The organism is Gracilimonas amylolytica, from assembly GCF_002911695.1.
Lineage (GTDB): Bacteria > Bacteroidota > Rhodothermia > Balneolales > Balneolaceae > Gracilimonas > Gracilimonas amylolytica.
The window spans coordinates 26296-53236 of record NZ_PQBS01000008.1 but is presented as its reverse complement, the minus strand read 5'-3'; the positions used below and the strand labels follow the sequence as shown (position 1 = coordinate 53236).

The following is a 26941-nucleotide window of genomic DNA, read 5'->3' as shown; positions in this document are numbered from 1 at the left end:
CAAATACCTGAGAGGATATTTACGGGCATTAATATAGAAAAATATCTTCTGTCCTTTTTATTGAAAGATGTAATTAAATAGATCATTAAATACTAAAGGATCTTTCAAGGGATGGCCTGATGCAAGCCTTTGTTTAACTGTTGAAGGCGGCCATTTCATCCAACGAAATTCGCCCTTCATAATAGGCTTTGCCAACCACTACGGCATCAATATTGGCATCATTGAGTTTGGTTAGATCTGCCAGGGATGATACCCCACCCGAGGCGATCAATCTGATATCCGGAAAGTTTTTATGAAGATCCTGATAAAGGTCAAAATTTGGGCCCGATAGGGTGCCGTCTTTGGATATATCGGTGCAAAGGACCTCCTGTAGGCCATGTTCGATCATCCGGCTCAAAAATGATTCCACTGATTCTTCAGCCGTTTCAAGCCAGCCGGAGTAGGCTATTTTACCATTCTTTAAGTCCATACCCAGGATCATATTCTCAGGGTACTTTTCAAGAGACCTTAGCCAGTCCTCTTCATTTTTTATGGCCATCGAGCTGCAAATCACTTTTGAAAGTCCGGCTTCAAGCAGCATCTCAACATCTGAAAAAGAACGTATACCACCTCCGGTCTGTACCGAGATTCCAAGTTCTGAAATGATCTCTTTGATGTGCGGAAGATTTACAAATGTACCTTCCTTGGCACCATTAAGGTCAACCACATGAATATGATCAAACCCGGCTTCACTGAATTTTCTGGCCTGATTCAAAGGGGATTTGTCATAAACGGTAACTTCTTCGTACGAACCTTTGTGAAGCCTGACAGCCTCACCGTTCAAAAGATCGATGGCAGGAATGGTTTGCATAAATACGATAATTTAGTTTACCCTAAAGTTATGGGTATGTATTTAGAGTTACCCGAAAAACATTGGGTAATTGGGGTTGCATTATGTCCTGATAAAATAAACAGGTTATGCTGTCTTTCTATTTTTGATTCCGATACCTATCCACAACTAGTTTAACTTCTTTACACACCTGATTCAAGCGTCCCGCTTGGACCAGTGGATTACAAATCAACCCAAATTAACCACGCACAAGCGAGACGCTTGCGCTAGTGGGTTTTGGCTGGGACAGATTAGATTCATTTCATAGTCCTGATAAAAGGAACAATTCATGTGAGTCGGGTGTTTGGTCGGAGCAACCAAATCAACTATTTGCATGAAAAACGAATCACATATATCCCTGCTAAGGGTGAATAAGAGTTATCAGGAAGGAGGGAATGTCAGGACGGTACTGAATGATATGGAATTGACGATTAATGAAGGTGAGATGATCGTCCTCTTGGGAAGATCCGGTTCCGGAAAAAGTACCCTACTTAATTTGATCAGTGGTATTGATCAGCCCGATTCCGGTCAGATCAATATTGGTGATACAGATCTGGCTAAGTTAAGTGAAAAGGAGCGCACACTTTTCAGGAGAAAGAACATCGGATTTGTATTTCAGTCCTTCAATCTCATCTCAACTCTGACAGCAGAGGAGAATGTATTACTACCCCTTAAATTGAAAGGAATTGAAGATGAGAATTTACTGCAAAGAGCCGGGTCATTTCTTAATGAAGTAGGCCTGGGTGACCGCGGTGACAGTTACCCTGATCGGTTATCAGGAGGAGAACAGCAGAGGGTAGCCATAGCGAGAGCCCTGGCTCATGAACCTATGCTGATACTGGCAGATGAACCCACCGGTAACCTTGATTATGAAACGGGAAAAAAGATACTGGATATCCTTAATAAGCTTGTCAGAGAAAACGGCAGAACGATCATCCTGGCCACTCATGACCGTGATATATGTTCGATCGCAGATCGTGTGGTTGAACTTCAGAGCGGTCAACTTCATGATGTAACTGAATTTGAAGGAGCCTGATGAGTTCAGAAAACAAAGATCTGATCTGGTTATCAAGCCTGAGGTTTTTGCTGAGACATCCCTGGCATTTTGGTCTGTCTATTCTTGGGGTGGCTTTGGGAGTTGCCGTGGTTGTGTCCATAGATTTGTCCAATTCAAGCGCAGAGAAAGCTTTTGAGTTATCTACTGAAGCGGTAACAGGTAAGGCAACCCATCAAATTCAGGGAGTCTCAGAGGATCTGGATGAATCAGTTTACCGTTCGGTTAGGATCGAAGCCGGAATCAGGAGCTCGGCTCCTGTTATAGAAGGTTATGGAAGGATTCAGGGTTTGAACCGAACCGTTCAGGTGTTGGGAGTGGATCCGATCGCTGAAGCTCCGTTTAGAGATTTTGCAAGTCAGGAAGCTGGAATAGATCTCTCCAAGTTCATAGGTGGTAGAAACACAGGGTTGATATCTCAAAATACGGCTCAGGAAATGGAAGTAGAGGTCGGAGATACATTGGTAACAGAAGTTGCCGGGGTATATCACGACATCCAGCTAATCGGACTGATCGAAGTAGAAAATGAGCGCAGCAGGCAAGCACTGGAGAGTATTCTCCTCATAGATATCAATACTGCACAACGGCTTTTTGGGATGCAAGGGCAGCTTTCCCGCATTGACCTGATCATAGATGAAAATCAGGAAGGAACCATAAAACAACGCATTGAATCCGTTTTACCAGAAGGGGCCGCGATCGTGCGCTCGGAATCCCGTACCGAAACAGTGGCACAAATGACACGGGCTTTTGAGTTCAACCTGCAGGCACTCAGTATGCTGGCGTTGCTGGTTGGCATGTTTTTGATCTACAATACCATGACCTTTTCTGTGGTACAGAGGCGACCGTTGATCGGTCGGATGAGAGCTCTCGGAGTATCCCGCAACGAGATCCTATTTACCATTTTAAAGGAAGCCCTCTTCATTGGGTTTTTGGGAACCTTATTGGGAATTATTGCCGGTATTTTTCTGGCACAGGTGTTGGTTCAACTGGTTACCCAATCCATCAATGATCTCTACTTTGTCCTCTCGGTTCAACAATTGTCGATCGATCCTTATTCAATAACAAAAGGATTGTTACTTGGACTTGGGGCGACCCTGATAGCTGCCTACTGGCCGGCAAGGGAAGCTTCAAAAGCCGAAGTTACTACAGTTCTGAAACGATCTTCGAATGAATCAAAGATCCTGAGCCGAATATTTCCATTGGCAGGCGCAGGTATATTGGTTGGCAGCATTGGTGGGCTGATATTGTTGGTGCCAAATGGCGGAATTGCGGCCGGGTATTCCTCATTACTTTTTATGATCGTGGGTTTTTCACTGATCGTGCCGGCTTTGATCGTTGGAATGGCCAAGCTGTTCAGGCCGATATTTGGTAAAGTAAACGGAATGATCGGTAAAATGGCCGTACGGGGAGTGGTCACTGAATTGAGCAGAACCTCAGTGGCAATAGCCGCCCTGGTGGTGGCCGTAGCGGCAACAGTCGGTGTAGGTGTAATGGTAGACAGTTTCAGGACCACGGTCGTATCCTGGTTAGGATCTCAGCTTCAGGCTGATGTTTATATTCAGCCCCCAAGTTCTGTAGCCAGAACGGCAGATTCAGAGCTTGCACCTGATCTGATTGAGGTATTGAAGGCCACAAAAGGGGTTGAGCAGGCCGGGTCTGTGAGAAGCGTACAAATCAGAACAAACTTTGGTACGGATAATCTGGTAGCTATTGATCATGGCGATGCCGCAGAAGAAGCGTATCAGTTGAAAGTGGGGGAGAATGCCTTTTGGGAGGTTTACGATACCGAACCAATTGTTATGATCTCAGAAGTTTATGCCTATCGTAAGAATATCGGATTGAATGATACGCTGATCATACAGACAGATGCGGGTAAAGTTCCTTTCACCATCAAAGCCATAAACTTTGACTACGCTTCTGACATTGGGACCGTTACTATGAACCGAAAGATCTATAACCGTTATTTCAATGATGATGCGATCTCAGGTCTCGCTTTGTATGCTGAAGAGGATGTTGATGTAAATGAACTGGTAAATCGGCTAAGAGTCAGGGCAGACGGTATGCAGGAGGTTTTCATCAGGTCAAACCGGGGGTTACGGGAAGCTTCCATTGAGATCTTTGACAGAACCTTTACCGTGACAGTGGTCCTTCGGCTACTTGCCATCATCGTGGCTTTCATGGGAGTGTTAAGTGCCCTCATGGCCTTGCAGTTAGAACGATCCAGAGAGCTGGCAGTACTCAGAGCAAATGGTATGACCCCGGGACAACTTTGGAATTATGTGATCAGTCAAACCGGTGTGATGGGCCTCATGGCAGGAATTCTTTCAGTACCCCTTGGGATCCTGATGGCCTATATCCTCGTTTATGTGATCAACCTGAGGTCATTTGGTTGGACTCTGCAATTTATGATCACTCCGGATGTACTGCTTCAAGCTGTTGGACTCGCATTTATTGCCGCGCTTTTGGCAGGTGTCTATCCTTCCAAAAAAATGGCCGAGGCAAATCCCGCTGATGCACTCAGAAATGAATGATAAATATGTTTAAGAAATCTTTTTAATAATGAAGAAAAGTATTTGGTTTATCGTGATCATCCTTACCGTGGCGCTGATCGGATATGGTATTTGGGAGATATCAAAAGAAGAGGAGATCCGGGCATCGATCTCTGTTGCAGAAGCGATGGGGGGCGGAGATGAAGAGGGTTATCTGAGAGCCACAGGACCCAGGGAGTTTGTATTTCCGGACGATCATGGTCCGCATCCGGGTTTCAGAACAGAATGGTGGTACTACACCGGAAATGTGTTCACGAAAGATGGCCGGCAATTTGGATATCAATTCACAATATTCAGAAGTCAGATGTCACCGCCCGATTCAGGTGCTCAGGATAACGCATTTAATGAAAATTGGAATACCAATCATTTATACCTTGGGCATTTTGCGGTGTCTGATGTTGAAGCAGAAGACCATGTGTTTGAGGAAAGATACAGTCGTGGAGCGGCCGGGTTGGCCGGTTCTCAGGCAGACCCTCATCGAATCTGGCTTGAAGATTGGGAGATCATACGGATCGAAACTGAAAGTGGCGATGGCAAGAATTTTACGGTGAATATACAAGCTGAAATGGAAGATGGGACTTCCATTAATTTCGATATTACTCCCTCTAAGCCTTTGGTACTTCAGGGGGAGGAAGGATACGACCCAAAAGGATCTGAAAAAGGAAATGCTTCCTACTACCTGGCATTCACAAGAATGCAGACGAACGGGGTGATCACTAAAGACGGACAGGAATATCGTGTTTCCGGTGATAGCTGGATGGATCATGAATGGAGTACGTCTGCCCTTGATGAAGATCAGGAAGGGTGGGATTGGTTTTCCATTCAGCTATCCAATAACTATGAGATCATGTACTATCAGCTCAGAAATTCTGATGGATCAGTCAGTGAATTTACCAATGGTTCTGTCATAGATCCGGATGGCAATAAAGTGAATTTTGATACGGGAGAGGTAACTCTTGAGGTGTTGGATACCTGGAAAAGTCCTCACAGCGGAGCAAATTATCCATCTACCTGGAACCTGAGCATTCCCGGAAAGAATATAGATCTACAGGTAGAAACAGCCTTTCCCGATCAGGAAATGGATGTTTCGGTTCGATATTTTGAAGGGGTGCTTAGGCTGAGAGGGGTTATGAATGGGGAAGAAATTACAGGAAATGGTTTTGTTGAAATGACCGGATATGGGGAAAACGAGAATAATGAAGTAAGGTAGATCCCACGTGTTTTAAAAAGCCGTGTTAAATTTTAGGAAATTCGTTGTATAGGAGGCTTAAAATGGAGAACTTCACAACCGCAAAAAATTGCACAAAACAAATAGACATGGCTGATATTAAAACGATCACACAAAAAGACTTTGAATTTTTAATTGAGCTGGAAGAGCTTATTTACGACCGCAAAAAAGAGATGCCGGATGGCTCTTACACTACTTCTATGTTCAAAAAAGGCATTGATAAGATCGCCCAAAAAGTAGGTGAGGAAGCGGTAGAAACGGTGATCGCATCAAAGAATAAGAAGGACAAAGAGACGATCAACGAGTCAGCCGACCTGATTTTTCACCTGATGCTTCTGTTGGCTGAGAAAGAAATTCCGCTCCATAAGGTCATTAAAAAGCTTCGAAAACGCCACAGTAAGGGGACTCACAAGCATATCGGTGAGTAAATAATTGTGAGCGGGCATGTTAGGTTTGCAAGGGTTTTGAAACGGTTAAACATTTTCTCAAATAACCGTTAACCGCATTTTAACAGCTCCCGCCTTATTTGTATCTTTATTGATTAAAGTGAGACGCACTCTTATCCTATTCAATTCATGAATAACATTCGAAATTTTTGCATCATTGCCCATATTGACCATGGGAAATCCACTCTGGCAGACCGCCTTTTACAGAAGACCGGCGCTATTAGCGAACGGGACATGAAAGAGCAAATGCTGGATGATATGGACCTGGAGCGTGAACGTGGTATTACCATCAAGAGTCACGCCATTCGCATGGATTATAAACGGCCAAATGGTGAGAATTACATTTTCAATTTGATCGATACCCCCGGTCACGTGGATTTTGCCTACGAAGTTTCCCGTGCTCTGAAAGCCTGTGAAGGAGCTATTTTGGTGGTAGATGCGGCTCAGGGTATTGAGGCACAGACCATTTCTAACCTCTATCAGGCCATCGAGCAAAACCTGGAGATCATTCCTGTTTTGAATAAGATCGACCTTCCGGGAGCCGATCCTGAGAATATTGGTCAGCAGATCGTGGATCTGATCGGGTGTGACTATGAGGATATTCTGCATGTGTCCGGTAAAACCGGAGAGGGTGTGGATGAGCTACTCGAAGAAATTGTGGATAAGGTTCCGGGACCCAAAAGAGAGGAAGATAAGCCATTGCGTGCTTTGATCTTTGACTCGATCTTCAACACCTACCGCGGTTCTATAGCTTATGTACGGGTGATGGAAGGCGTTCTCAGAAAAGGCGATCTTTTCAAATTTATGTCGAATCTTGAAGAGTACTACGCGGAAGAGATCGGCTATCTGAAAATGAAACAAGAGCCAACCAAAGAACTTCGGGCCGGAGAGGTTGGGTATGTGATCGGCAGTGTGAAATCCTTACAGGATGTGCGTGTCGGTGATACCATTACTAAAGTTGATAATCCTGCCAAGGAACCTATTCCGGGATATCAGGAAGCTAAGCCAATGGTATTCAGTGGAATATTTCCGACGGATGCCGATGATTTTGAAGACCTGCGTGCTGCCCTTGAGAAATTGCAGCTGAATGATGCTTCTCTGACATACGAACCGGAAACCTCGAAAGCACTTGGATTCGGATTCAGAGCCGGATTCCTGGGGCTGTTGCATATGGAGATCGTGCAGGAGCGCCTGGACCGTGAGTTTGATATCGATATCATTACCACGGTTCCTAACGTGCAATATGAGGTGGAACTGGTGGAAGGAGACCGCATTCAGGTTGATAACCCAAGTCAGATGCCGGCGGTTGGAGATATTGAAGCGATCTATGAACCGTATATCAAAGCGAGTATCATCACCCCGGCCGATTATATCGGTCCTGTGATGAAATTGTGTCAGGATCGCCGTGGTATTTACGTGAATCAGTTATTCATGCAAAATAATCGCGTTGAAATAACGTATGAACTACCAATGGCGGAAGTGGTCTTTGATTTCTACGACCGACTTAAATCCGGAACGCGTGGATATGCCTCACTGGATTACGAATTTATTGAATACCGAAAAGGCGATCTCGTACGTTTGGATATATTGTTGAACGGAGATCAGGTGGATGCACTGTCAAGTATCACGCACCGAGACAAGGCCTACCACCTTGGTCGGAAAGTTTGTGCAAAATTAAAGGAACTTATTCCTCAGCAACAGTTTGAAGTAGCTGTACAGGCGGCGATCGGAAACCGGGTAATTGCCCGCGATACCGTTCGTGCTATGCGTAAAGATGTTACCGCAAAATGTTATGGTGGTGATATCTCACGAAAACGAAAACTTTTGGAGAAACAAAAGGAAGGTAAAAAACGAATGAAGCAGGTAGGAACTGTGGAAATTCCGCAGGAAGCCTTCCTCGCAGTTTTATCCATGGACGAAGACGACAGGTAAAAAATTATGCAGAATTTAATGAAACGTGTATTGTTCTTTTTCATCATGATGGTCATGATCTCAACGGCCGCACAGGCACAGTTTGAGGAACCGGTCATCAAGAAGGTCAGCAATGAAGACCGGGCTAAATTTCAGCAGCAGTTCTCAGATATCAAATGGACCGGGCAGGGATTTAACTTTAACGAGCTGGATAGAATGCCGGCCATCGAGATACGTGCGGTACTTCAGAGTGCCTACGGCGATCCCACTCAAACCGTGGAAGATATCATTGAAAAGGACGGATATCTCAGAGATGGTAAATCCATTCAATTTGAATATTGGTTCATCATAGATGGCTACATTCCGATGATGGTGCTGGATCTTGAGGGCCCCTTCGACAATGGTTTGGTATATGTTGGAGCAAGCCGCTATGTGGATCTGATGCCACAGGTTAAGCGTACCTTGACCAAAGAATTAAGAGACGCGTCACCAAAAGAATACGTGGATTATTTTTATTCGCCGGAAAGAAGTCAGTGGTATAAAGTGTCGTACCTGGCGGGTGAATACAAGAAGGAAGAGATCAAAAAACCTTCACACATTAATACAAAATAGCTTAGAATTTGAAAGACGATAAGACGCCTGAAGATCAGGATAACAGTTCATACTGGCAAAAAAAGAAGGCGAAGGTAGAGGAAGAAAACAAGAAAGCTAAATCCTGGCTGAGGGAGTGGCTGGATGCGATCCTGTTTGCATTTGTTGCTGCAGCGATCCTAAGGGCATTTTTATTTGGTTCCTACAAGATCCCGACCCCATCAATGGAAAAAACCCTGATGACGGGTGACCTGCTTATCGTATCCAATATAACTTACGGGCCAAGAACACCTATGGGGCTTTGTATTCCTTTTGTACAGGGAGCCTGTGTACCCGGTGTTAAATTGCCATGGACCCGCCTTCCGGGATTGAGGGATGTAGAACGGAATGACATTTTTGTCTTCAATGTACCGTGGGAAGTTAAGCCGGTATCACAAAAAACGAATTATATCAAACGGGCTGTGGCTCTTCCGGGAGACACCATGTCTATAAAGGATAAGGTGTTATACATCAACGGAGAGAGGGAAAAAGAACATGAAGGCCTGCAAAAACACTATGTACTTAAAATGGCCGACCGCATCAGGTTGAGCAGTGCCAAAATGGAGTCTGTTGGGGGTGAATTGGTCGGTTACGACAATAACAGTACCTACATTGTGAATATGACGGATCAGGTGGCAGAGCAGGTCCGTAGCTGGGCAGAGATCGATACGATGTATCTGAATGTGATGGATCCTAATGCCGTTGACCGAAATTATACTCAGAGTCAGGGCGATTTTTCCCGGGCCTTCAATAATCCGGATCAAATGAGAGAGATCGTGGTTCCCTTTGAAGGACAACAGATCGAACTGAACAATGAGAACTGGTTTGTCTATAAAGATATTATCGAGCGTTACGAAAATAACGAGCTAAGAAGAGAAGGGGATAAGGTCTTCATCAACGGTGAAGAGACCAACACCTATACCATTCAGCAGAATTATTATTTCGGAATGGGTGATAACCGCGATAACAGTATGGATTCCCGCTTTTGGGGATTTGTACCTGAAGATCACCTGATCGGGAAAGCCACTATTGTCTGGTTCTCTATCAAAGACTGGGTGCCTCAATTTGACAGAGTATTCACACTGATCGATTAGGAATTGTCAGGATTTAAGATTTATCCGGTTTACACCAGTTTTAAGCATCCCGTCTAATTCTGTTTCAAGCGACCCGCTTGGAAAACTGAATTCTGAGTCCTGATTTCTTTTCTTCTTATTTCTTCGCCATGGTCTTACCCTTGGGGGCACCTTCCCGAATGGCTAACTGCCCACAGCCGGCATCAATGTCATCTCCCCGGCTTCGGCGAACGGTTGCTCTTACATCATTTTTGATGAGCTCGCGCATAAAGTTATCAAGCCGTTCTTCTCTTGCCCGTTTAAGCTCTACACCGGCCACATTGTTGTACATGATGATGTTTACCTTACTGGGTACCCACTTAACGATCTTAGCCAGGTCACGGGCATCCTGAGGAGTGTCATTGAAATTATCAAACAACAGGTATTCATACGTGATCGGTTTCTCAGTAGCTTTGTAGTAGTATCGGACGGCTTCTTCCAGGCTTTCCAGATTCATGGAGCTGTTGATCGGCATGATCTCGTCACGTTTTACATCGGTAGGGGCGTGAAGAGAAATGGCCAGGTTGAATTCTTCCTGATCATCCGCCAGCTTTTTGATCTGTTTGGTGAGCCCAACCGTTGAAACCGTAATCCGTTTAGGAGATAATTCAATGCTCAGTGGGTCAGAGATGATATGAGCGGAATTGACGATGGCCTTGTAATTGTGAAGCGGTTCACCCATCCCCATATAGACAATGTTAGTGATCTTTTTGCCATATTTTTCTTCAGCCAGATCATTGATGTACTGAACCTGATCCACGATCTCACCGTGCGTGAGGTTTCGGAATAATCCCATTTTACCGGTAGCGCAAAAGGCACATCCAAAGACACAACCTACCTGCGAGGATACACAAACGGTTAAACGGCGAGCGGCTCCATCGGCAAAGAAATCCGGTATCAGAACGGCTTCGATCTTATAATCTTTTCCTTCATCTGTGAGTTGAAACAGAAATTTTATGGTTCCATCCTGCGATTCCTGCTGCTGAACCGGTTTGATCCGGTTGATCGTGGCGATCTCACGCAGTTTTTCTCTGAGATCTTTGGAGAGGTTGGTCATATCCTCAAAATCAGAGACTCCTTTCTGGTAAAGCCATTGGAAGATCTGATCGGAGCGAAAGCTTTGCAGACCAAGTTCTGAACAAAAGTGATTCAGTTCGTCTTTAGTGAGTGCTTTCAGGTCGGTTTTTTGGGTCGTGTCAGTAATAGTCATAGACCCTGAAGATACGGATAAATCCCCCGAACTTCGAACTGATCAACTAAATGGAAAAGAGTAAAAGATATGCAGATCAGTCACGTCTGTTTTTCCTGTTTCGGTCATTTTCCTGTTGCCCGTGCCGTTGCATAAATTCTTTAAAACGTTGAGCCTGCTCGTCGTTCAGGACCTCGCGGATATCCTGCATGTGCACATAAAGGGATTCCTCGATCTCGGCATAACCTTTGGTAAGTGTGTTAACTAAAGAGTCACGCATTTGGGGTTCGTGATCCTCGTTCATGAGAATATAATTCAGGTAAGAGCGGCGTGTGTCATCCAGTTCTTTTTTAATAGAGCGGATCTCACCAAAGTGTTCTCGCCTCAGGGCTGAGATCTTATCAGATTGTTCATCAGATAACCCAAGTTCATTCTTCATAAATTGCTGGGAGCTGTTCTTATCACGGTCATTGCTGCGATGTTTGTGCCAGTCGCGCCCATCGTTATGGTCCATCCATACGAAGACCAGAATAACGGCATTCAAAACCGTCATGATGATCAGTCCTGAAAGAGCCCATTTATATTTTTTTGACATATCCATGTTATTCTTGTTCAAGATTTTCATAATAATCCAGGTCCAGGACCTGATAGCTGGCTGTAAATTCCTCAGCCCAGTCTTCAGTTGTAGCTTCAACTTCAGCCGTTTCGGTTTGAGCCGGTTGGAACTGTATGAGCGATATCAGATTCAGGGACACCATGGCTAAAACAGCGGCAACGGCTACTTTGAAACCAAATTCAGTTTTGCCATTCAGTTCGTACCGGCCTTCATTCCTGTTTTCTAACCTGGCTGTAAGACGGCTGTAGAAAAATGCATCGGTTTTTGCCGGTTCAAGTTCATCCAGCGACCGCAGTGTTTTCTCCACTTCCTCATGTTTGTTCGTTCGTTTTTTCATGATCAGTCTATTTCATTTTGTTGATAGTAGGAATGAAGTTGTTTCTTCAGGTTTTCCTTGGCACGGTGAATCAATGATTCAACGGCCGGTAAGCTGATCTCCATTACATCAGCCACTTCCTGATAACTTAACCCTTCAACTTTTTGAAGAGTGAAGGCTACTTTTTGTTTTTCAGTCAGTTTGTCAATTTCATCAAACAGGATCCTTGCCCGCTCTTTGTTTTCAAGTTCAACACCGGGGTGCATGAACTCTGCCTCATCAATGTTGTCATCCGGCTCACTGAACATGGCATTCAATGCCTGAAAAAAACCGGATCGCTTTTTTCGTTTTCGATACCGGATCAATTCAAGTGATTTTGTCACGGCTATACGATAGATCCATGTGGAAAGAGAGGCATCTTCCCTGAAATCACCGATCGAATCAAAGACTTCAATAAATACTTCCTGCGAAACATCTTCTGCATCGTGTGGGTTTCGCAGAAAACCCATACACGTGTTATAAACACGATCTTTATGATCATTAACCAATGCCCGGAAAGCCGATTCACTTCCCTGACTGAGTTGTTCTATAAGAGCCGATTCTTCGATCCTTTTGGTGGCTTTATAAGTTGTTTGAACTTTTGTTAATGGCATTATAAGAACCGAAAAGTATTAATGAAATGCAGGGAAGTTATACCCTGCATTTCAGGAAAACGGTTAGAAGGATCGTCCTCTTTTGTTGTTTTTATTCATTCGCTGACCCTGTTGTTTTGGACCACGCATTTGCTGCATACTATCAAACTTAATGCGTTGTTCTTCAGTCAGTAATTCACGGACCTGCTGTTGGTGGCCGGTTCTCATAGCCATCATGGCTGTTCTCAGTTCACCTATTTCATCGATCAAAGCATTGACAGCAGCTTCATCATAGTCATCTGACATTCTGAGCGTGCGCAATTGAGCATTTTTCTCCTGAATGTTATTTCTGAGAGGGATCATCCCTTTTTGACCGTTCAGGTGAATTTCTTCAACTTTAGCTCTTTGATCGTCAGTGAGGTTGAGCTGAGTCATCATGCGCTGTTGGTTTTGACCTTGTTTGTCACCGCGATTCATCATTTGTCCCTGACAGTCGCCATTAGCTCTATTCTGCATTTTTCTGTTTTGCTGTTGGGCAGAAACGTCAACAGTCAGGCCGATCAATAAAGCTGATAAAACGGATATTTTTAAAATGTTTTTCATGGTGCTCTCCGCATCTTATTATTTGTTCATTTAATTAGATGCCGGAAAGACAATAAACCTTCGCCTTAAAATTGATCAGCAATCCTGAAGGGGGTGATCGCCCTTTAATTCCTTTCTGAGAGAGGGCCATTTTGGGTAGAACCGGGTCATGTAAGCATAAAACCGATCGTTGTGTAATCTTTCCAGTAGGTGAACCATTTCGTGGACCACCACATACTCCAGAAACTCCGGCCGTCTTTTTGCCAGTTCCAGGTTCAGCCAGATCCGTTTGTCCCGGGTATTACAGGTTCCCCATCGCGTCTTCATGCGTTTTACTCCAAACTCATTGACTTTAACTCCCATCTCGGGTTCCCATTTTGCGATCAGCTTTGGGATCACTTCCTTCATTTGAGCACGAAGCCATTCATTGAATATGGCTTCTCTTTTTATCCGATCTGTTCCCAGCCTGACTTGTAAGACCAACTCCTTTGCATTCTTCAGAAAAACCCTTGGAGCCTGTTCTTTAAAAATGATATCCAGTTTAAGAGTATCTCCCCAAACCTGAACTGTGTCACCGGTTTTGAATGTAGGAGTTGGCGCTTCCGGTTTTGTAGAAGTTCGGTTCAGATGTTTTTTTATCCACAAGATCCGGCTTGCCAAGAAATTATATATAACTGAATCAGGTGCTCTCTTGGGAACCGATACTTTTACTTCCTTTTTTGACGGGTATACCCTCAGATTCAGGTTCTTCACATTTTTATGGTGAACCTGTATCTCTAATCCGGAGACGGTGATCGTTGATCGGCTGTAGGTTTTATAACGCGGCATGAGCCAAGGTAGTCACTTTAGAAATGACCATCAAAATCTGGAGTTGACCACATTGTTATAGATAGAACCGAAGTTGAACTCAAAACCGATGGAGCCACCATAGTTATAGGAGGTAGCTTGTTGCTTTAGGTTCAGGAGCCGTTCCTCTTCAGTCAGTTCACCGGCTGCCAGACTGATCTGATCGTTGATCAGTGAATATCTTCCTGAGAAAAATACGGACAAGCCTTTCATGATCCTCATGTTGACTCTGAAGCCCATATTGATCCTGTTTTTACTCAGGTCGTGCATGTAAGCTCCGGCATCTGCCCATCCGTACACACCACCCCAGGGCTGGGTGAAATCGGCCCGAAAGTTGAGCTCATTTCTCCAGAGAAATTCTTCATCAACATTTAAAATGGTGGTTTCTGAGTAGTTGTAATGGGAGCCTAACAGACCGTATCTCAAGGTTACTTCCCGCTGGTTGAATTCGTTATATGGGAAGAGGCTATATTCGATGGAAGGAGTGGCTCCGATACTCAGATCAATGTTGTTTTGGGTTGAGGACCGCACTCTTGTATATCCGCCAACAGTCAAATGGTCACCCAGGCTTTTGGCTATGAGTCCGGTGAAATTTTGGTTTTCTGTGGTAAAGATATCCGTGGATGTTGTGCCGTCGTCTTCTTCATTTCTGAAGGTCCGACGATCATAATTTTGTCGATAAGAAAAGTCCAGTTTCCAGTCATTTGTAATTCGTCTTGCATCAAAATTCCCACCCAGCCAGAAATTCTCACGGGATTGCTCCCCGCTAAAGCTGGTGCTCAGTCCAATTTCAAAGGTCCAGCTATTCCAGGGGTCATTGATCTCAACCACTTCTTCATCTTCAGAAATGGTACCGGTAAAATTTACTTTAAGGTCAGAAAATACTCCCCGATCTGTGAGAAAGTGGATCAGTCCAAGTTCGACGTGTTCAACTAACCGGCGCCTCATCATATCATTGGTGTCAGATTGTGGACTAATGAATACGATGGTATGATCTTCATCCGGAGAGTGCCCGGGTGCCATGAAATTAAGGGTATGCTCCCATCCACCGCTTCCGGTTTGTTGAAGGGTAACCAACAGATGGACTTCTGCAACTTCCTGATCCCGAACAAAATTTACGTAGTTTACTTCCGATCGAATGAAACTGCTGCTACAACCCCGGCAATCCAAATATACGTTGATGGTTTGTCTTGAACGTTGTTCAACATTTTGAGCAAGTGCAAACGAAGGGATTAAAAACAGAACAAGTAAAAAGAGCTGAGTTAGTTTTTGAGTGTAGGTCAATGATCTGTAGATGGAGCGTTAAAATATTTATTGCAAATATAGAGAAGGTGACCATTAAGCTTTGCAAAAAAAACTAAAATCCGTTGCAAAAATTTTTAACGGTTAGTCACTTTCTCACAGCGACTTAACGAGATCCTTAACCTGATAGTATGGACCACAGGTAATAACAATGAAGAGGTATTTTAGAGGCTAAAGTACTCTTAGTGTGAAAGTAAAATCTGAAAGGCACTCATTGCGAGTACAGCAATGGTAACCCAAAGTCCTACCTTTTTGGCCTCACATTTTTCCAGGGCTTCCGGGATAAGATCCGTAAAAACCATCCAGATCATGGCTCCGGCCGCTAAACCAAGTCCAAAGGGTAGGTATTGTTTAAAAACTTCCACAAACAGAAAGGCTGGAACAGCCATCAAAGGTTGTGGCAGGCTGGAAAAGATACTCCACCAAACCGCTTTAAGGGGAGAGGTTCCCTGTGGCACCATTACGAGGCTGATGGCAAGTCCTTCGGGGATGTTATGTATGGCAATAGCTATAGCTATGAAGACCCCAAATTCCATGGTACTTGCAAATGATACGCCTACACTAACACCTTCAGCAAAGGAGTGCACGGTCATGATACCCAGGAACATAAGCATCTGTTTACGTTTACCTCCTATCAGGTCTTTGACACCAACCTCTCCACGATTTTCCATCCATTTGTGAGCCACAACCACGAGGACTACTCCGGCCGCCATACCGCCAACGGTCATCCATTCACTCACGTTGTATCCCTCCATGATCAGACTAAAACTGGCTGCCAGCATTAAGCCGGAAGCAGCGGCATTCGATTTACCCAAAAGTGATGGTGAAATATCTTTGATAAAAAAGAATGGTACAGCTCCAAGTCCTGTTGTAACAGCCGTTAACAAAGCGTACAAAAAAACCTGAGTTATAGGTGCAGAAAGAAATTCCAGATCCATAAATATCAAAATTATGATGAGGTGCGATAATAGGTATAATGATTTTTATACACTAACTAAATAAGAGGTCTTAAACTCCGGGTCTGAATATGTGAAACTAATGAAGGGATATATCTCGAAATTCACACATTATTCAATAACTTTTGTTTTTCTTGTAACCCAAAATTTAACATCAATTAAATATTGAAATCTACAGAACCTAACATGTACTCTCTTAAAAACAGTATTCTATTCATTTTGATCTTAGCCGTTACATCTGGTATAAATGGGGTCAATGCTCAGGGTGATCCTGATACCACAGAAAACATTGAGGAACTCAGGCAAAAACTAAAAAGTGAATCATTTAATATGGGAGCACTGATCCTGACACAGGCGGATTTTGCTTTTGATAAAGATGCAGCCGCAGGAAACAGGGGATTTACAGTTCCGCAGGTACGGTTTATACTGAATGGTAACCTTGATGGAGGCTTCAGTTATAAGATACAGGCCGATTTTGCCGATCAGTTTACCTTGCTGGATGCTGAGATCGGCTATGAACTATCAGAAAAAGCAACAGTTATAGTAGGGTCACAGCAACCGGGGATCAGTGCTGAATTTTTAACAGGGCCGCATAAGATCGATTTCTACACCCGGTCCTATCCGGTGGTTGCCCTTGCACAAGAGCGTGATTTTGGCATTCGTTTGGCCGGTGATTTGACGGATGTTGTTAACTATAGTGTAGGAATGTTTAATGGAAACGGGCTGGCTCCAAATAATGACAATAACTTTTATTATGCGGGAAGATTAGGTTTTACAGCTGATAAAAGTGAAACCGGTCAAATTGAAGGTGGTGTAAACCTTTCTTACGGTGAAATGACCAATACTACAATTGCAGGTGGTGTTCTTCCAAATATAGATGGAGATAGATTTACCTATGGCGGTGATGTGCGCTATGAGGATGAAAACCTGATCCTCGCTGCCGAAGTGTTAGCAGCAAACCTCGAATACACAGGGTTTACCGAATCGGATAATGTATATGGATTTCACCTAACAGGTGGCTACAAATTTGATCAAAGATCAACTGTTATGGCGCGTTATGAGACATTGCAATCAGATCTACTGGGAACCGGAATTGATCGGGATAGAGTACTTATTGGATATAAGGGAAACCCAACCACTGAAACCGGATTTCGCATCAATTACCTGATGCCTTTGAACAATAATGCAGAATTCAAAGATCACGGTCTGGTGATGACCATGCATATTGGTTTCTGACCAACATCATGCTTATCTCATTTCAATTAAAGAAAAATAGTCTCTGTTGAAGAGGCTATTTTTCTATTTACACTGTTTGTAAATTAAATACCCTTTTTAGGAAACGGTATCATTCCTGTTGTGTGTCCTTTTTCCAGTCAACGACCTTGATCAGTATATAAATACCGATCAGTACCATTGGAATACTTAGTAGCTGTCCCATGTTTATAGACCATTCGGCTGCGAAATCAGCCTGTGGTATTTTGGTGTATTCCAGGAAGAACCGACCTGAAAACAGCAGTATCAGGAAGGTACCAAAGAGAGAGCCTTCAGGCGGGGCATTTTTGTAGGATCTGTAGATCCACCAAAGCACGGCAAATACCGCAATGCAAAGCAGGGCCTCATACAGCATGGTAGGGTGGCGGGGAACCATGCCCAAAGGCCCCGGAAGATTTGTGAAGATGATGCCCCAGGGTGCATCTGTTTCATGTCCATATATCTCTGAGTTAAAGAAATTACCGGTACGGATAAAAGCTCCGCCAATAGCCGTTGGAATAACAACCCGGTCAGCCAGCCACCAAAAGCTCATTTTCGGAGTTTTTTTGGCCAGATAATACATTGCCAGGACAATGCCGATGGCGGCACCATGACTGGCTAATCCCCCGTTCCAAACCGCCAACACCTGATCAAGATTGCGTAAATAATAAGATGGGTCGTAGAAGATCACGTGGCCTAAACGGGCTCCGATCACGGTTCCCACCAGGATCCAGGTGAGGATGCTTTCCATTTCCTCAACTTTGCGACCGGCGTCTTTCCATAATTTGACGCCAAACATATAACCGGAAACGAAGGCACCGGCAAAAAGAAGACCATACCAGCGGGGTGCGATCGGACCTAATGAAAAGATCTCAGGATCAATACCCCAGGTTAAATTATCAAGTAGTGCAAGTATCATAAAATTGGTTGAATGGAAATTTATGACCTGAAAATAAGAAGCTGTGTATCATAAAAAAATTCAATTCAAAGATAGTCTAATTTGTTAATCTGTTAATCTCCGAAGCTTTCAGCTTCAGGAGATAAGCACCCGAAGGCTTTGCCTTCCGTTAGGGCAACCGGGTAAGCATTAGAATGATATACCAGAACTATTTTTCTTCTTGCAAGTGGAGGCACAGCCTCCGGTAGCTTATACTTTGAAGCAGGATGCTTCAAAGATCCTTATTAAGATTTGGGATGTAGGTTCATATCCATATCTGCATCAGACTATATTGGTTTAGTTTGGGTAAAAGATTGGTATGGCTAAAAAATGCTTGACAGGAATACGTAAAATTCTAAATTGAAACCATGGGAGGGTACAAAATACATAATCAGCATCTGGCTCATTTCATTACTTATTCGGTCGTTGATTGGATCGATGTGTTTGTGAGGCCGATCTATAAAGAAGTGGTGGTAGAAAGTCTAAAGTTTTGTCAGAAGAATAAAGGACTAAAAATTCACGGATGGTGCTTAATGACCAATCACATTCATTTGATAATTAGTGCTGAAGACGGGGCAAGTTTATCGGGAATTCTTAGGGATATGAAACGACATACCGCCAAAACCATACTTGATGATTTGCAAAACAACCGGAAAGAAAGCAGAAGGAAATGGATGCTATGGATGTTCAGGCAAGCCGGTAGATATAGCAGGAATAATGAGAATTTTCAGTTCTGGCAACATAACAATCGTCCAATGGAAATCAGATCCCAAAAGTTCTTTACTCAAAAAATGAATTACATACATCATAACCCCGTCAAAGAAGGACTATGTTATCAACCGCAGGATTATCCCTACAGCAGTGCAAGGTGGTATATGGATAAGAAAGGCCTGATAGAAATTGATGAGCTATTGATTTAGAATCTAAACCCTGCACACTCATTTATTCGAAACCTCCTCGAAATCTCCGAAGCTTTCAGCTTCAGGAGATAAGCACCGGAAGGCTTCGCCTTCCGTTAGGGCAACCGGGTAAGCATTAGAATGATATACCAGAACTATTTTTCTTCTTGCAAGTGGAGACACAGCCTCCGGTAGCTTTTACTTTGAAGCAGGATGCTTCAAAGATGTTGTTAAGAAGAGAGGGTAAAAAGAGTTCATGAAAAATGGGGTTAAACTGGAAATTTAGCAGATTTTCGTCCCTCATTTATTTGTTCAAATGCCTATACTTGCCATACAGATCAACAGTGAATTAACAGGTGTATTTTGCAACAAGATCGAAGGTTTGTTAGACCAAGAAGGCAATTAGTTGAGCACTTAAAAGAGAAGGGGATCAAAGATCCAAAGGTTCTTGCAGCTATAGGCAAGATCCCTCGTCATAAACTTATTGACACGGCTTTGTATCCTAAAGCCTACAAAGATACGGCCCTGCCGATAGGGATGGGACAAACGATCTCTCAACCGTTTACGGTTGCGGCTCAAACCGAATTACTGGCTATAGAACCCGGAGATAAAATTCTGGAGATCGGGACCGGTTCGGGGTATCAGTGCATGGTACTTTGTGAAATGGGGGCCGATGTTTACAGTGTGGAACGGCATAAGGATCTTTATCACCGGGCCAAAGAGTCACTCAAAGATCTTGGCTACAATGCTATGCTGAAAGTGGGGGATGGAACCCTTGGCTGGTCAACCTATGCACCTTATGATGGTATAGTGGTAACCGCAGGCGCCCCGGTTGTACCGGATGACCTGGTTCAACAGCTGAATATTGGAGGACGGCTGGTTATACCGGTTGGGGACGATGAAAAACAGATGATGTTGCGTATTACCCGGGTAGGTGAAAATGACTATGAGCGGGAAGAACTGGCCGATTTCAAGTTTGTACCTCTCATCGGGGAAAAAGGGTGGGGAGAATAAACTTGGCTGATCAAAAGGCGAATCGATCTGAAGATATCACAACCTTAAAAGAAGCCCCATTTTTAGCCCTGAAGGGTTTTTTGATGGGATCTGCGGATATTGTACCCGGTGTAAGTGGTGGGACCATGGCACTGATAGTGGGCATATACGAGCGCTTACTGAATGCGATAAAGAGCGTAAATGTCAGATTCATAAAATTATTCTTCAGGCTGAAGTGGAAAGAGGCATTCAATGAGATCCACCTGTTGTTTTTGGTATTTTTATTTGCCGGAATATTTGCGGCACTTGGGTTTTTCACAAAGGTGGTGCCCTTGCAGGTCTATATGTTTACTCATCCGGAGATCGTATTTGGACTTTTCTTTGGGCTGATCCTCGGGTCGATCTATATCCTGATCAAAGCCCTTGAGCGATTTACAAAAGCTGAAGTCGTGGCATTGATAATCGGAGTAGCATTTGGCATCTGGATCGTTTCTCTGGTACCGGCTGATACTCCCGAACATCCGGCGTTTGTGTTTTTAAGTGGATCCATCGCGATCTGTGCGATGATACTGCCCGGAATCTCAGGTTCATACCTCTTACTTATCATGAGAAAATATGACTACCTGCTATCTCAGATCGGAATGCTGGGTGGAGTTGAAACCATGGATGGACTGATCGGACTGCTTCCTTTTATTTTAGGAGCGGTGGTTGGACTTGCCCTGTTCTCACGGTTTCTGTCCTGGTTGTTATCAAAATATCACCCACAGACCATTGCAGTACTGATCGGTTTTCTTATAGGTTCATTATATGTGATCTGGCCCTATCAGCATAGAGAATATGTGCAAAAAGTAAGTGTATCAGATGTGGTTTATATGGATGACCCGATCGTTCAGGAACTGAAGAGTGAACCGCCAAATGAAAACCTTCCGGAGTATAAAAGACTGGGAGAGATCAAAAATGCGGATTCTACATTTGATGAGATGAAGCAGGTTGAGATCCAGACGGTCAAAAACAAAATGATCAGATCTGAGCCTTTCATACCCGGATGGGTCGGTTCAAAAGAAGAGGATTCTCCAAATGTTTGGGGCGGTGTCATTGGAATTTTAGTTGGTATAGTGATGGTAGGTGGCCTGGAGCGTCTACGTGACAAGTAGGACCTTCAAGTTTGTTCAAGGAATTTTACAACAAGTACGATAATGGTTTGTAAGATTAACAGGGACTGATATATTTTAAGGTATAACGTAAATCCAAAATGGGAGTCCAAATGAATATCAAACGAGTGCTAATACCTACCGACCTGTCTGAAAAATCCAATGCTGCTCTGGCCTCGGCCGATCTCTTCATTGAATCGTTTGATTGTATGGTTGACCTGATGCATGTGATACCCTTGTCAAAATATCTGGGAGACAGTTTTGATAAGATCGGGGTACCGTTGAATATGAATAAGGATGTGTATCCCAAGCTCATAGAAAAACAACGCAAAGAACTCAGTGCATTTGCCAACAAGCATATAAAAAAGAAAGAGAATCGCGGAGAGTATATCGTAACGATCGACAGAAAGCCTTCTGATTCCATATTGAATCAAATTGAAAAAGGTAATTACGACCTGGTGATGATGAGTGCCAGGGGGGCACATTTTGCGGATTTCTTCCATGGAAGTGCGACAGATAAAGTAATTCGTCGATCGAAAACGCCGGTACTGACCGTTTCCGAAACAATGTTAATGGATAAGATCAATACCATAGTGGTTCCATGTGATTTTTCTGAGCATTCGCTGGCAGCTATCCCGCTGGCATTTGACCTGGCTCTAAAATTTGGGTCAAAGATAGAGCTTCTGAATGTGATCGAGATGTACTCTCATGATATTCATGGCATTGAACCGACGACCTTCGGGATCGATGAAAAAGCCGTTTATGGTGGAATCAAAAGCAGACTCAAATCCTATTTTGCTGACCAAGAGGATCATGATCTTAGTGTAGTTGACGGCGATGAATTGTACAAGGATACCCTGGTGCAGGCTAAAAAAGGAAAGGAAATGTCAGTATCACTGGAAACCAAAGTGCTAAAGTCGATCGCTGCCCATCACGAGATCGTAGATTACTCCAACGAAAATGCCGACCTGGTGATCATGAGTACACACGGTCGTTCCGGGTTATCCAGAATGTTGCTGGGTTCCACTACCGAACAGGTGATCCAGCATCTCAATAAACCACAGATCACAATTAAGCCGGATCTCAAAAAATAACCTGATTCGGGGCTGAAAATCTTCATTCAACCTTCACAGATTTCTGTTAGGTTCACGTAACAGCTAATCAACATGGAGGTTGAAATGAAAGCCCGTCATATTTTAGTCCCAACTGATTTTTCTGAAGCTTCACTGGAAGCGTTGAAGATGGCTGCTAAGTTTGTAGAGTGGTATGGCAGTACCGTTGACCTGATCCATGTCATTCCGCTCATCAGTTATTACGATGAGAGTATGCAACATCTGGGAGTTCCATTTGATATGGAAAAGGATATTTATCCTAAGGTGATGAAACAAACCAGTGAGCAGCTCCATGAAATGGCTGAGGAATACATTCCTAAAGAGCATCGCGGACAATTGATCAATATGGTAGGCCGAAAACCGGCTCAGGTTATTGCTGAGCAGGGAAATAAAAGTCAGTATGATCTGATCATAATGGCTAACAGAGGGGGACACAAGACCGATGATATCCGAAGCGGTATAACCGAAAAAGTGATCCGTTATTCTGAAAAACCCGTCTTATCGATCGATAAAGCATTTGATAAAAATGCCATTCATGAGATCCTTGTACCGGTTGATGGTTCAGATGAATCTGCCAAACCATTGGTTGAAGCTTACGAGCTGGCTAAGACATTCAATGCCAAGATCGTGCTCATGCATATTATTGAGCCCTACACCCTGGGCATGGAAGTAATGCCAATGACCATAGATGATGATAAGGATGTATATGAGTCACTGATCGAAAATATCAGTTATTACTTTGATGACAATCCTGATCTGGAACTCAGTATCAAGAGAAACGAAGTGGACTTCGAGGATTACCTTGTTAAAGGTGATGAAGATTTTTCTGAAGGGGTGAAAGTACTGAGCATCGTTAAAAAAGGCTTCTCAGCACACACCGAGATCACAGATTATGCTCACGAGAATTCTGATCTTGTGGTGATGAGTACACATGGTCGAACAGGTATAGCAAGAGTATTGCTGGGTTCCACAACAGCCATTGTGGCCCAACATCTTGATAAACCATTGATGACCTTAAGACCCGGTTAACCTCCGGTTGATATAGATAGAAGTAGAAACCCGTGCATGGAAACATGTACGGGTTTTTTTATGGTGGTTTGAATGATTAAAAAATTCTGTAAGAAAAAGAGGTGAGAATAATTTAACCTGTGATCAATATAAATAATGATGTTGGCAAGGGTATAGGCAATGCTGAGACGCTTGTTCAAAAAGCCAGTAATTAGTTAGGATCTGTTAGGGGATTCAAGGAATCAAAGCTATGAAGGAGTTAATGACGGAAGTAGTTATCCACGCCGACACCGGTGTAGTATGGGAAATTCTGACGGATGTTGAGGAATATTTGAATTGGAATCCTTTCGTTAACAAGGTCACTGGTAAAGTAAAGGAAGGAGAGGATCTCGAAGTCCTAATCAATTTGGAAGAAGAAATACAGACCTTCTTTCCTACAGTAACAAAGGTTGATTATCTTCACGAGATCAGGTTAAAAAGAGGATTTCTGATTCCGGGGATTTTAACAGTTGAGATAATTACAGAACTGCATTTTCTGAGTAAAGACAGTTGTATCCTGAGGCAGAAATGTCAGGTTTCGGGCATACTGTCACCTATTTTTTGGAAAAAATTCGCCCAACCATTTAAAGCCGGCTTTGAGCAAATGGATCAAAAATTAAAAAAAAGAGCAGAAGCCCTTGCCATTAAAAACAGGGCCATTAACATTTCACGTATTTTGGGTAACGGTATTGCTAAAGTATCATGACCTAAACATCCACTAATTGGCACTGGCAGAAGTAAATCTCTCCACGGAATTTTCGTAGGGTTCCAAAGTTCTTAGGTAGTCGTAAATAGAACCAAGATCTTCTTCAGTCATGCCGCTGTACATCACCCAGGGCATCAAAGTCTGGAACTCCCCCGGTTTTACTTGCGCCAATGAATGGGATGAATCAGCATATTGCTTAAAGCGACCGATGAATGTTTCCCTCGTCATGTTCTTTAGTCCGGTTTCGTGAGGTGTGAGATTTGGAGTACGAACAACGCTTCCATCCGGGAATTTGAATGCTCTTCCGCCTCCACCCTGAGGACCCACATAATTACCCTTTTCAAAACGGGTGTGGCAGTCAAAACAGGCAGCAGCGGTCGTCATGTATTTTCCGTAGGCAATACGGTCCGTTACCGGTGGGCGTTCCGTAAATTGTGGCTCAGTCGGCATGGTTCGTATGATCAGGTTGACCGGGAAATCTGCTTTAGATTTAGGATGATCGGTTTTTACCGGTTCAAGCGTTCTCAGATAGGCAATAACGGCTTCAACATCCCTGGGATCGATCTTACCAAAACTATGATAGGGCATGACAGGAAAAATGGGATCTCCATCTTTTTTTATACCCGTGGTGATCAGGTGAAACAACTCACCATCCGTCCAGTCTTCCACTCCATACGGCGTTATGTTTGCGGAAATGAAGGTGCCCGGGAATTCCATGGACTGATCAAATACATCTCCGCCTACAAATTCAGTGCCCGGTGTTGGTGGACCGGAAAACAAAGAAAAATCACGCTGTGAATGGCAGTCGGCACACATCATTACGTGGTAAGACAGATACCGACCACGGTCAATGTTTTCTTTGGTAAGCGACACTTCAAGCTCCGGAACTTCACCGGCATTTGGCAATGCAATTGAGACATAGGTCAGAACTGACATCAAAACCAGGAACAGAACCCCTAAGACATAGATCGGATATTTAATGAATTTATTTAACCTCATAGTACATGAACCCTTTTTTGTTTTGTACAAATGTAACAGAGGACGGTAAGCTAAAAAATGTGAATAGCACGGTAAAACCTTAGAATTTCGGAACTGTCAGGTACTGCGAACCCGGGAAGGGGAATGGCCAAGATGCTTCTTGATGTAATAGCTAAAATATTCAGGAGAGGTAAATCCCATTTCGTAACTGATCTCTTTAACAGACTTGTCTGTGAATTTGAGGGCGTGCCGTGAACGCATGGTCAGTTGTTCATCAATGAGACTTTTTGCGTTAACTCCCAATACCTCTTTAACACATTCATTCAGGTACTTATCCGAAATATTCAGTTCACTGGCATATTCACTCACCTCATGAAGTTTTGAGATCTTTTGGTCGATACATTTTTTGAATTTATAAACCAGTGAGGCCTTGGAATTAGACTCAGATATGACGGATCTAATATTGCACTTTCCATCACAATAAATGAAGAAGGTTTTTAACAGGGCTAGGAGTGCTTCTTCTCTGTGGTTCAGATGTGTACTGATCAGTTCATCCATCATTTCCAGAATGGACTGAATCCGAATTTCGATACCCGGTGAGAGATGGATCTTGGGAATCTCTTTGGAGTTGAAAAGCCTGACCTGATTTATATGCAGATCACTGAAAGTAGGTTGATCCAGGATCTTTTTTGGGAGATTAAGCACATAGCCTGAGGATGATACGGTTTCCTGTCTTACAATTTGCCAATTGTGTTCAGGAGACAGAAAAAAGATAGAGTTTGTTACATCTGTATATCGGATTCCATTGATCTCAATATGATCCACCTCAGTTTTGATCCAGCAGATGGCAAAACAATCCTCATTGATCGCTGTGGTATGCTTACTTAGAATGGGTGATATGTTAAGGCAGCCTAAATCCATGTCCGAAAACCTGTTAGATATATAATCGGATTTTTAGCAAATAAGCAATTCTAATTTGGGATGAACAAAGTTCCTTTTAGGTAACCGGGATCGTGCCACCCGGGGCGTGGCTGATAGAGGGATAAAAACAGATCCAAAAAAATAAATTAAAAAATTCTGTAAGGAATTGATTTGAGACCGCTCTAACATACCGGGGATCTCTCTTAGCAGTATTGATCTCCATAAGAACATAAAGGGGATGAAGGTTAACAAGCACAAATTAATTTCAGCTACCCAATAACTGTGCCGATGCATGTCCTCTTTATGCTTCTTTTTTCTTTTCTTTTATATCGTGGGGATATAGTTCATAGTGTGGTTATCCTCTCCAAGTCATTATATAAAAATCGAACAACTGACCCGACCTTTTAAAGCTTTCAGAGCTAAATTGAACTAAGATGTTCAAAGGATTAAACAAAAAACCACTCAAAAATAAATTTAAGCGGCTTGATATGATAAAAGTGGGCCCGGAGGGACTTGAACCCCCGACCAATCGATTATGAGTCGACTGCTCTAACCAACTGAGCTACGGATCCTGAGATATCGTAAACAACGATTTCTAACCTTATAAGCCAAAACTGAATCAAAATTGTACATAGTATTGTACATAGCTCTACTTTCTTTACCGATTGTACATAGTACATTGGCATTAGAATGAGATTTTATGTTTTTA

Annotated in this window: 26 protein-coding genes and 1 tRNA gene; 14 read left to right on the top strand and 13 right to left on the bottom strand. The window is 43.3% G+C overall.

From position 1 onward, the window contains the following. Positions 1 to 133 precede the first annotated feature (133 nt). Positions 134 to 850, bottom strand: a complete 717-nt coding sequence (hisA, locus tag C3B73_RS02100; protein WP_103663985.1) for a 1-(5-phosphoribosyl)-5-[(5-phosphoribosylamino)methylideneamino]imidazole-4-carboxamide isomerase — start codon at positions 848 to 850, stop codon at positions 134 to 136. 352 nt (positions 851 to 1202) lie between these two features. Here hisA and C3B73_RS02095 point away from each other — a divergent pair, with 352 nt between their 5' ends. The 7 genes from C3B73_RS02095 to lepB all read left to right on the top strand — a co-directional run bounded on the left by C3B73_RS02095 (position 1203) and on the right by lepB (position 9780). After that, positions 1203 to 1904 (top strand): ABC transporter ATP-binding protein, encoded by a 702-nt coding sequence (locus tag C3B73_RS02095; protein WP_103663984.1) that lies wholly within the window; start codon positions 1203 to 1205, stop codon positions 1902 to 1904. Next, complete coding sequence (locus C3B73_RS02090; RefSeq protein ID WP_103663983.1) at positions 1904 to 4453, top strand: FtsX-like permease family protein; 2550 nt, start codon at positions 1904 to 1906, stop codon at positions 4451 to 4453. Before C3B73_RS02095 ends, C3B73_RS02090 begins: the two co-directional genes overlap by 1 nt. Positions 4454 to 4481: 28 nt before the next feature. Then, positions 4482 to 5681: a lipocalin-like domain-containing protein gene (locus C3B73_RS02085; RefSeq protein WP_103663982.1), complete on the top strand. Its 1200-nt coding sequence runs from the start codon at positions 4482 to 4484 to the stop codon at positions 5679 to 5681. 107 nt (positions 5682 to 5788) lie between these two features. Then, the gene (gene hisE / locus C3B73_RS02080) at positions 5789 to 6127 is read left to right on the top strand and encodes a phosphoribosyl-ATP diphosphatase (protein WP_103663981.1); all 339 of its coding nucleotides are present in this window, start codon (positions 5789 to 5791) and stop codon (positions 6125 to 6127) included. Positions 6128 to 6274: 147 nt separating this feature from the next. After that, complete coding sequence (gene lepA, locus C3B73_RS02075; protein WP_103663980.1) at positions 6275 to 8077, top strand: translation elongation factor 4; 1803 nt, start codon at positions 6275 to 6277, stop codon at positions 8075 to 8077. Between the two features lie 6 nt (positions 8078 to 8083). Next, positions 8084 to 8668, top strand: coding sequence for a hypothetical protein (locus C3B73_RS02070; RefSeq protein WP_103663979.1), 585 nt, complete (start codon positions 8084 to 8086; stop codon positions 8666 to 8668). An 8-nt stretch (positions 8669 to 8676) separates the two neighbouring features. Then, positions 8677 to 9780: a signal peptidase I gene (gene lepB / locus C3B73_RS02065; protein ID WP_103663978.1), complete on the top strand. Its 1104-nt coding sequence runs from the start codon at positions 8677 to 8679 to the stop codon at positions 9778 to 9780. A gap of 115 nt (positions 9781 to 9895) precedes the next feature. On the opposite strand, the gene rlmN is transcribed toward lepB, so the two are convergent. The 8 genes from rlmN to C3B73_RS02025 all read right to left on the bottom strand — a co-directional run bounded on the left by rlmN (position 9896) and on the right by C3B73_RS02025 (position 16213). Beyond that, positions 9896 to 11008, bottom strand: a complete 1113-nt coding sequence (gene rlmN, locus C3B73_RS02060; RefSeq protein WP_103663977.1) for a 23S rRNA (adenine(2503)-C(2))-methyltransferase RlmN — start codon at positions 11006 to 11008, stop codon at positions 9896 to 9898. Positions 11009 to 11084: 76 nt separating this feature from the next. After that, the gene (locus C3B73_RS02055; RefSeq protein WP_157939398.1) at positions 11085 to 11582 is read right to left on the bottom strand and encodes a Spy/CpxP family protein refolding chaperone; all 498 of its coding nucleotides are present in this window, start codon (positions 11580 to 11582) and stop codon (positions 11085 to 11087) included. Positions 11583 to 11589: 7 nt separating this feature from the next. After that, positions 11590 to 11940, bottom strand: coding sequence for a hypothetical protein (locus tag C3B73_RS02050; RefSeq protein ID WP_103663975.1), 351 nt, complete (start codon positions 11938 to 11940; stop codon positions 11590 to 11592). A 2-nt stretch (positions 11941 to 11942) separates the two neighbouring features. After that, positions 11943 to 12572 (bottom strand): RNA polymerase sigma factor, encoded by a 630-nt coding sequence (locus tag C3B73_RS02045; RefSeq protein WP_103663974.1) that lies wholly within the window; start codon positions 12570 to 12572, stop codon positions 11943 to 11945. Between the two features lie 63 nt (positions 12573 to 12635). After that, entirely contained in the window at positions 12636 to 13154 is a 519-nt protein-coding gene (locus tag C3B73_RS02040) for a Spy/CpxP family protein refolding chaperone (RefSeq protein WP_103663973.1), read from the bottom strand. A gap of 75 nt (positions 13155 to 13229) precedes the next feature. Continuing rightward, positions 13230 to 13961, bottom strand: coding sequence for a M48 family metallopeptidase (locus C3B73_RS02035; protein ID WP_103663972.1), 732 nt, complete (start codon positions 13959 to 13961; stop codon positions 13230 to 13232). A 30-nt stretch (positions 13962 to 13991) separates the two neighbouring features. Continuing rightward, a complete protein-coding gene (locus C3B73_RS02030; protein WP_103663971.1) occupies positions 13992 to 15263 on the bottom strand; it encodes a hypothetical protein in 1272 nt (423 codons plus the stop codon). A 200-nt stretch (positions 15264 to 15463) separates the two neighbouring features. Then, on the bottom strand, positions 15464 to 16213 hold the full coding sequence (locus tag C3B73_RS02025) for a ZIP family metal transporter (RefSeq protein WP_103664010.1): 750 nt from the start codon (positions 16211 to 16213) through the stop codon (positions 15464 to 15466). A 189-nt stretch (positions 16214 to 16402) separates the two neighbouring features. Here C3B73_RS02025 and C3B73_RS02020 point away from each other — a divergent pair, with 189 nt between their 5' ends. Then, entirely contained in the window at positions 16403 to 17473 is a 1071-nt protein-coding gene (locus tag C3B73_RS02020; RefSeq protein WP_232802934.1) for a porin, read from the top strand. A 109-nt stretch (positions 17474 to 17582) separates the two neighbouring features. On the opposite strand, the gene lgt is transcribed toward C3B73_RS02020, so the two are convergent. Continuing rightward, the gene (gene lgt, locus C3B73_RS02015; RefSeq protein WP_103663969.1) at positions 17583 to 18407 is read right to left on the bottom strand and encodes a prolipoprotein diacylglyceryl transferase; all 825 of its coding nucleotides are present in this window, start codon (positions 18405 to 18407) and stop codon (positions 17583 to 17585) included. Positions 18408 to 18793: 386 nt separating this feature from the next. Between lgt and C3B73_RS02010 the strand changes: the two genes are divergently transcribed. From C3B73_RS02010 to C3B73_RS01980, 6 genes are all read left to right on the top strand, one after another. Beyond that, positions 18794 to 19345, top strand: coding sequence for an REP-associated tyrosine transposase (locus C3B73_RS02010; RefSeq protein WP_103663968.1), 552 nt, complete (start codon positions 18794 to 18796; stop codon positions 19343 to 19345). 342 nt (positions 19346 to 19687) lie between these two features. Next, on the top strand, positions 19688 to 20338 hold the full coding sequence (locus C3B73_RS02005; RefSeq protein WP_232802932.1) for a protein-L-isoaspartate(D-aspartate) O-methyltransferase: 651 nt from the start codon (positions 19688 to 19690) through the stop codon (positions 20336 to 20338). Positions 20339 to 20340: 2 nt separating this feature from the next. Continuing rightward, positions 20341 to 21471, top strand: a complete 1131-nt coding sequence (locus C3B73_RS02000) for a DUF368 domain-containing protein (protein WP_232802930.1) — start codon at positions 20341 to 20343, stop codon at positions 21469 to 21471. 110 nt (positions 21472 to 21581) lie between these two features. Further along, positions 21582 to 22562 (top strand): universal stress protein, encoded by a 981-nt coding sequence (locus C3B73_RS01995; protein WP_198597253.1) that lies wholly within the window; start codon positions 21582 to 21584, stop codon positions 22560 to 22562. A gap of 72 nt (positions 22563 to 22634) precedes the next feature. Further along, complete coding sequence (locus C3B73_RS01990; RefSeq protein WP_103663964.1) at positions 22635 to 23609, top strand: universal stress protein; 975 nt, start codon at positions 22635 to 22637, stop codon at positions 23607 to 23609. A gap of 229 nt (positions 23610 to 23838) precedes the next feature. Next, positions 23839 to 24333 carry an SRPBCC domain-containing protein gene (locus C3B73_RS01980; protein WP_157939397.1) on the top strand — a complete coding sequence of 165 codons (495 nt, stop codon included), beginning with the start codon at positions 23839 to 23841 and terminating at the stop codon, positions 24331 to 24333. A gap of 12 nt (positions 24334 to 24345) precedes the next feature. On the opposite strand, the gene C3B73_RS01975 is transcribed toward C3B73_RS01980, so the two are convergent. The 3 genes from C3B73_RS01975 to C3B73_RS01965 form a co-directional block, all read right to left on the bottom strand. Next, positions 24346 to 25332, bottom strand: coding sequence for a cytochrome c (locus C3B73_RS01975; RefSeq protein WP_103663961.1), 987 nt, complete (start codon positions 25330 to 25332; stop codon positions 24346 to 24348). Positions 25333 to 25428: 96 nt separating this feature from the next. After that, positions 25429 to 26232, bottom strand: coding sequence for a helix-turn-helix domain-containing protein (locus tag C3B73_RS01970; RefSeq protein WP_103663960.1), 804 nt, complete (start codon positions 26230 to 26232; stop codon positions 25429 to 25431). 498 nt (positions 26233 to 26730) lie between these two features. Then, positions 26731 to 26804, bottom strand: a tRNA-Ile gene (locus tag C3B73_RS01965). Between the last annotated feature and the right edge of the window lie 137 nt (positions 26805 to 26941).

Coding starts and splice junctions, on each gene's coding strand:
- hisE (WP_103663981.1), top strand. CDS start 5,789: ATGGCTGATATTAAAACGATCACACAAAAAGACTTTGAATTTTTAATT.
- C3B73_RS02095 (WP_103663984.1), top strand. CDS start 1,203: ATGAAAAACGAATCACATATATCCCTGCTAAGGGTGAATAAGAGTTAT.
- C3B73_RS02085 (WP_103663982.1), top strand. CDS start 4,482: ATGAAGAAAAGTATTTGGTTTATCGTGATCATCCTTACCGTGGCGCTG.
- C3B73_RS01980 (WP_157939397.1), top strand. CDS start 23,839: ATGAAGGAGTTAATGACGGAAGTAGTTATCCACGCCGACACCGGTGTA.
- C3B73_RS02050 (WP_103663975.1), bottom strand. CDS start 11,940: ATGAAAAAACGAACGAACAAACATGAGGAAGTGGAGAAAACACTGCGG.
- C3B73_RS02055 (WP_157939398.1), bottom strand. CDS start 11,582: ATGTCAAAAAAATATAAATGGGCTCTTTCAGGACTGATCATCATGACG.
- C3B73_RS01970 (WP_103663960.1), bottom strand. CDS start 26,232: ATGGATTTAGGCTGCCTTAACATATCACCCATTCTAAGTAAGCATACC.
- C3B73_RS02040 (WP_103663973.1), bottom strand. CDS start 13,154: ATGAAAAACATTTTAAAAATATCCGTTTTATCAGCTTTATTGATCGGC.
- C3B73_RS02035 (WP_103663972.1), bottom strand. CDS start 13,961: ATGCCGCGTTATAAAACCTACAGCCGATCAACGATCACCGTCTCCGGA.
- lgt (WP_103663969.1), bottom strand. CDS start 18,407: ATGATACTTGCACTACTTGATAATTTAACCTGGGGTATTGATCCTGAG.
- lepA (WP_103663980.1), top strand. CDS start 6,275: ATGAATAACATTCGAAATTTTTGCATCATTGCCCATATTGACCATGGG.
- C3B73_RS01990 (WP_103663964.1), top strand. CDS start 22,635: ATGGAGGTTGAAATGAAAGCCCGTCATATTTTAGTCCCAACTGATTTT.
- C3B73_RS02045 (WP_103663974.1), bottom strand. CDS start 12,572: ATGCCATTAACAAAAGTTCAAACAACTTATAAAGCCACCAAAAGGATC.
- rlmN (WP_103663977.1), bottom strand. CDS start 11,008: ATGACTATTACTGACACGACCCAAAAAACCGACCTGAAAGCACTCACT.
- C3B73_RS01995 (WP_198597253.1), top strand. CDS start 21,582: ATGAATATCAAACGAGTGCTAATACCTACCGACCTGTCTGAAAAATCC.
- C3B73_RS02010 (WP_103663968.1), top strand. CDS start 18,794: ATGGGAGGGTACAAAATACATAATCAGCATCTGGCTCATTTCATTACT.
- C3B73_RS02090 (WP_103663983.1), top strand. CDS start 1,904: ATGAGTTCAGAAAACAAAGATCTGATCTGGTTATCAAGCCTGAGGTTT.
- hisA (WP_103663985.1), bottom strand. CDS start 850: ATGCAAACCATTCCTGCCATCGATCTTTTGAACGGTGAGGCTGTCAGG.
- C3B73_RS02070 (WP_103663979.1), top strand. CDS start 8,084: ATGCAGAATTTAATGAAACGTGTATTGTTCTTTTTCATCATGATGGTC.
- C3B73_RS01975 (WP_103663961.1), bottom strand. CDS start 25,332: ATGAGGTTAAATAAATTCATTAAATATCCGATCTATGTCTTAGGGGTT.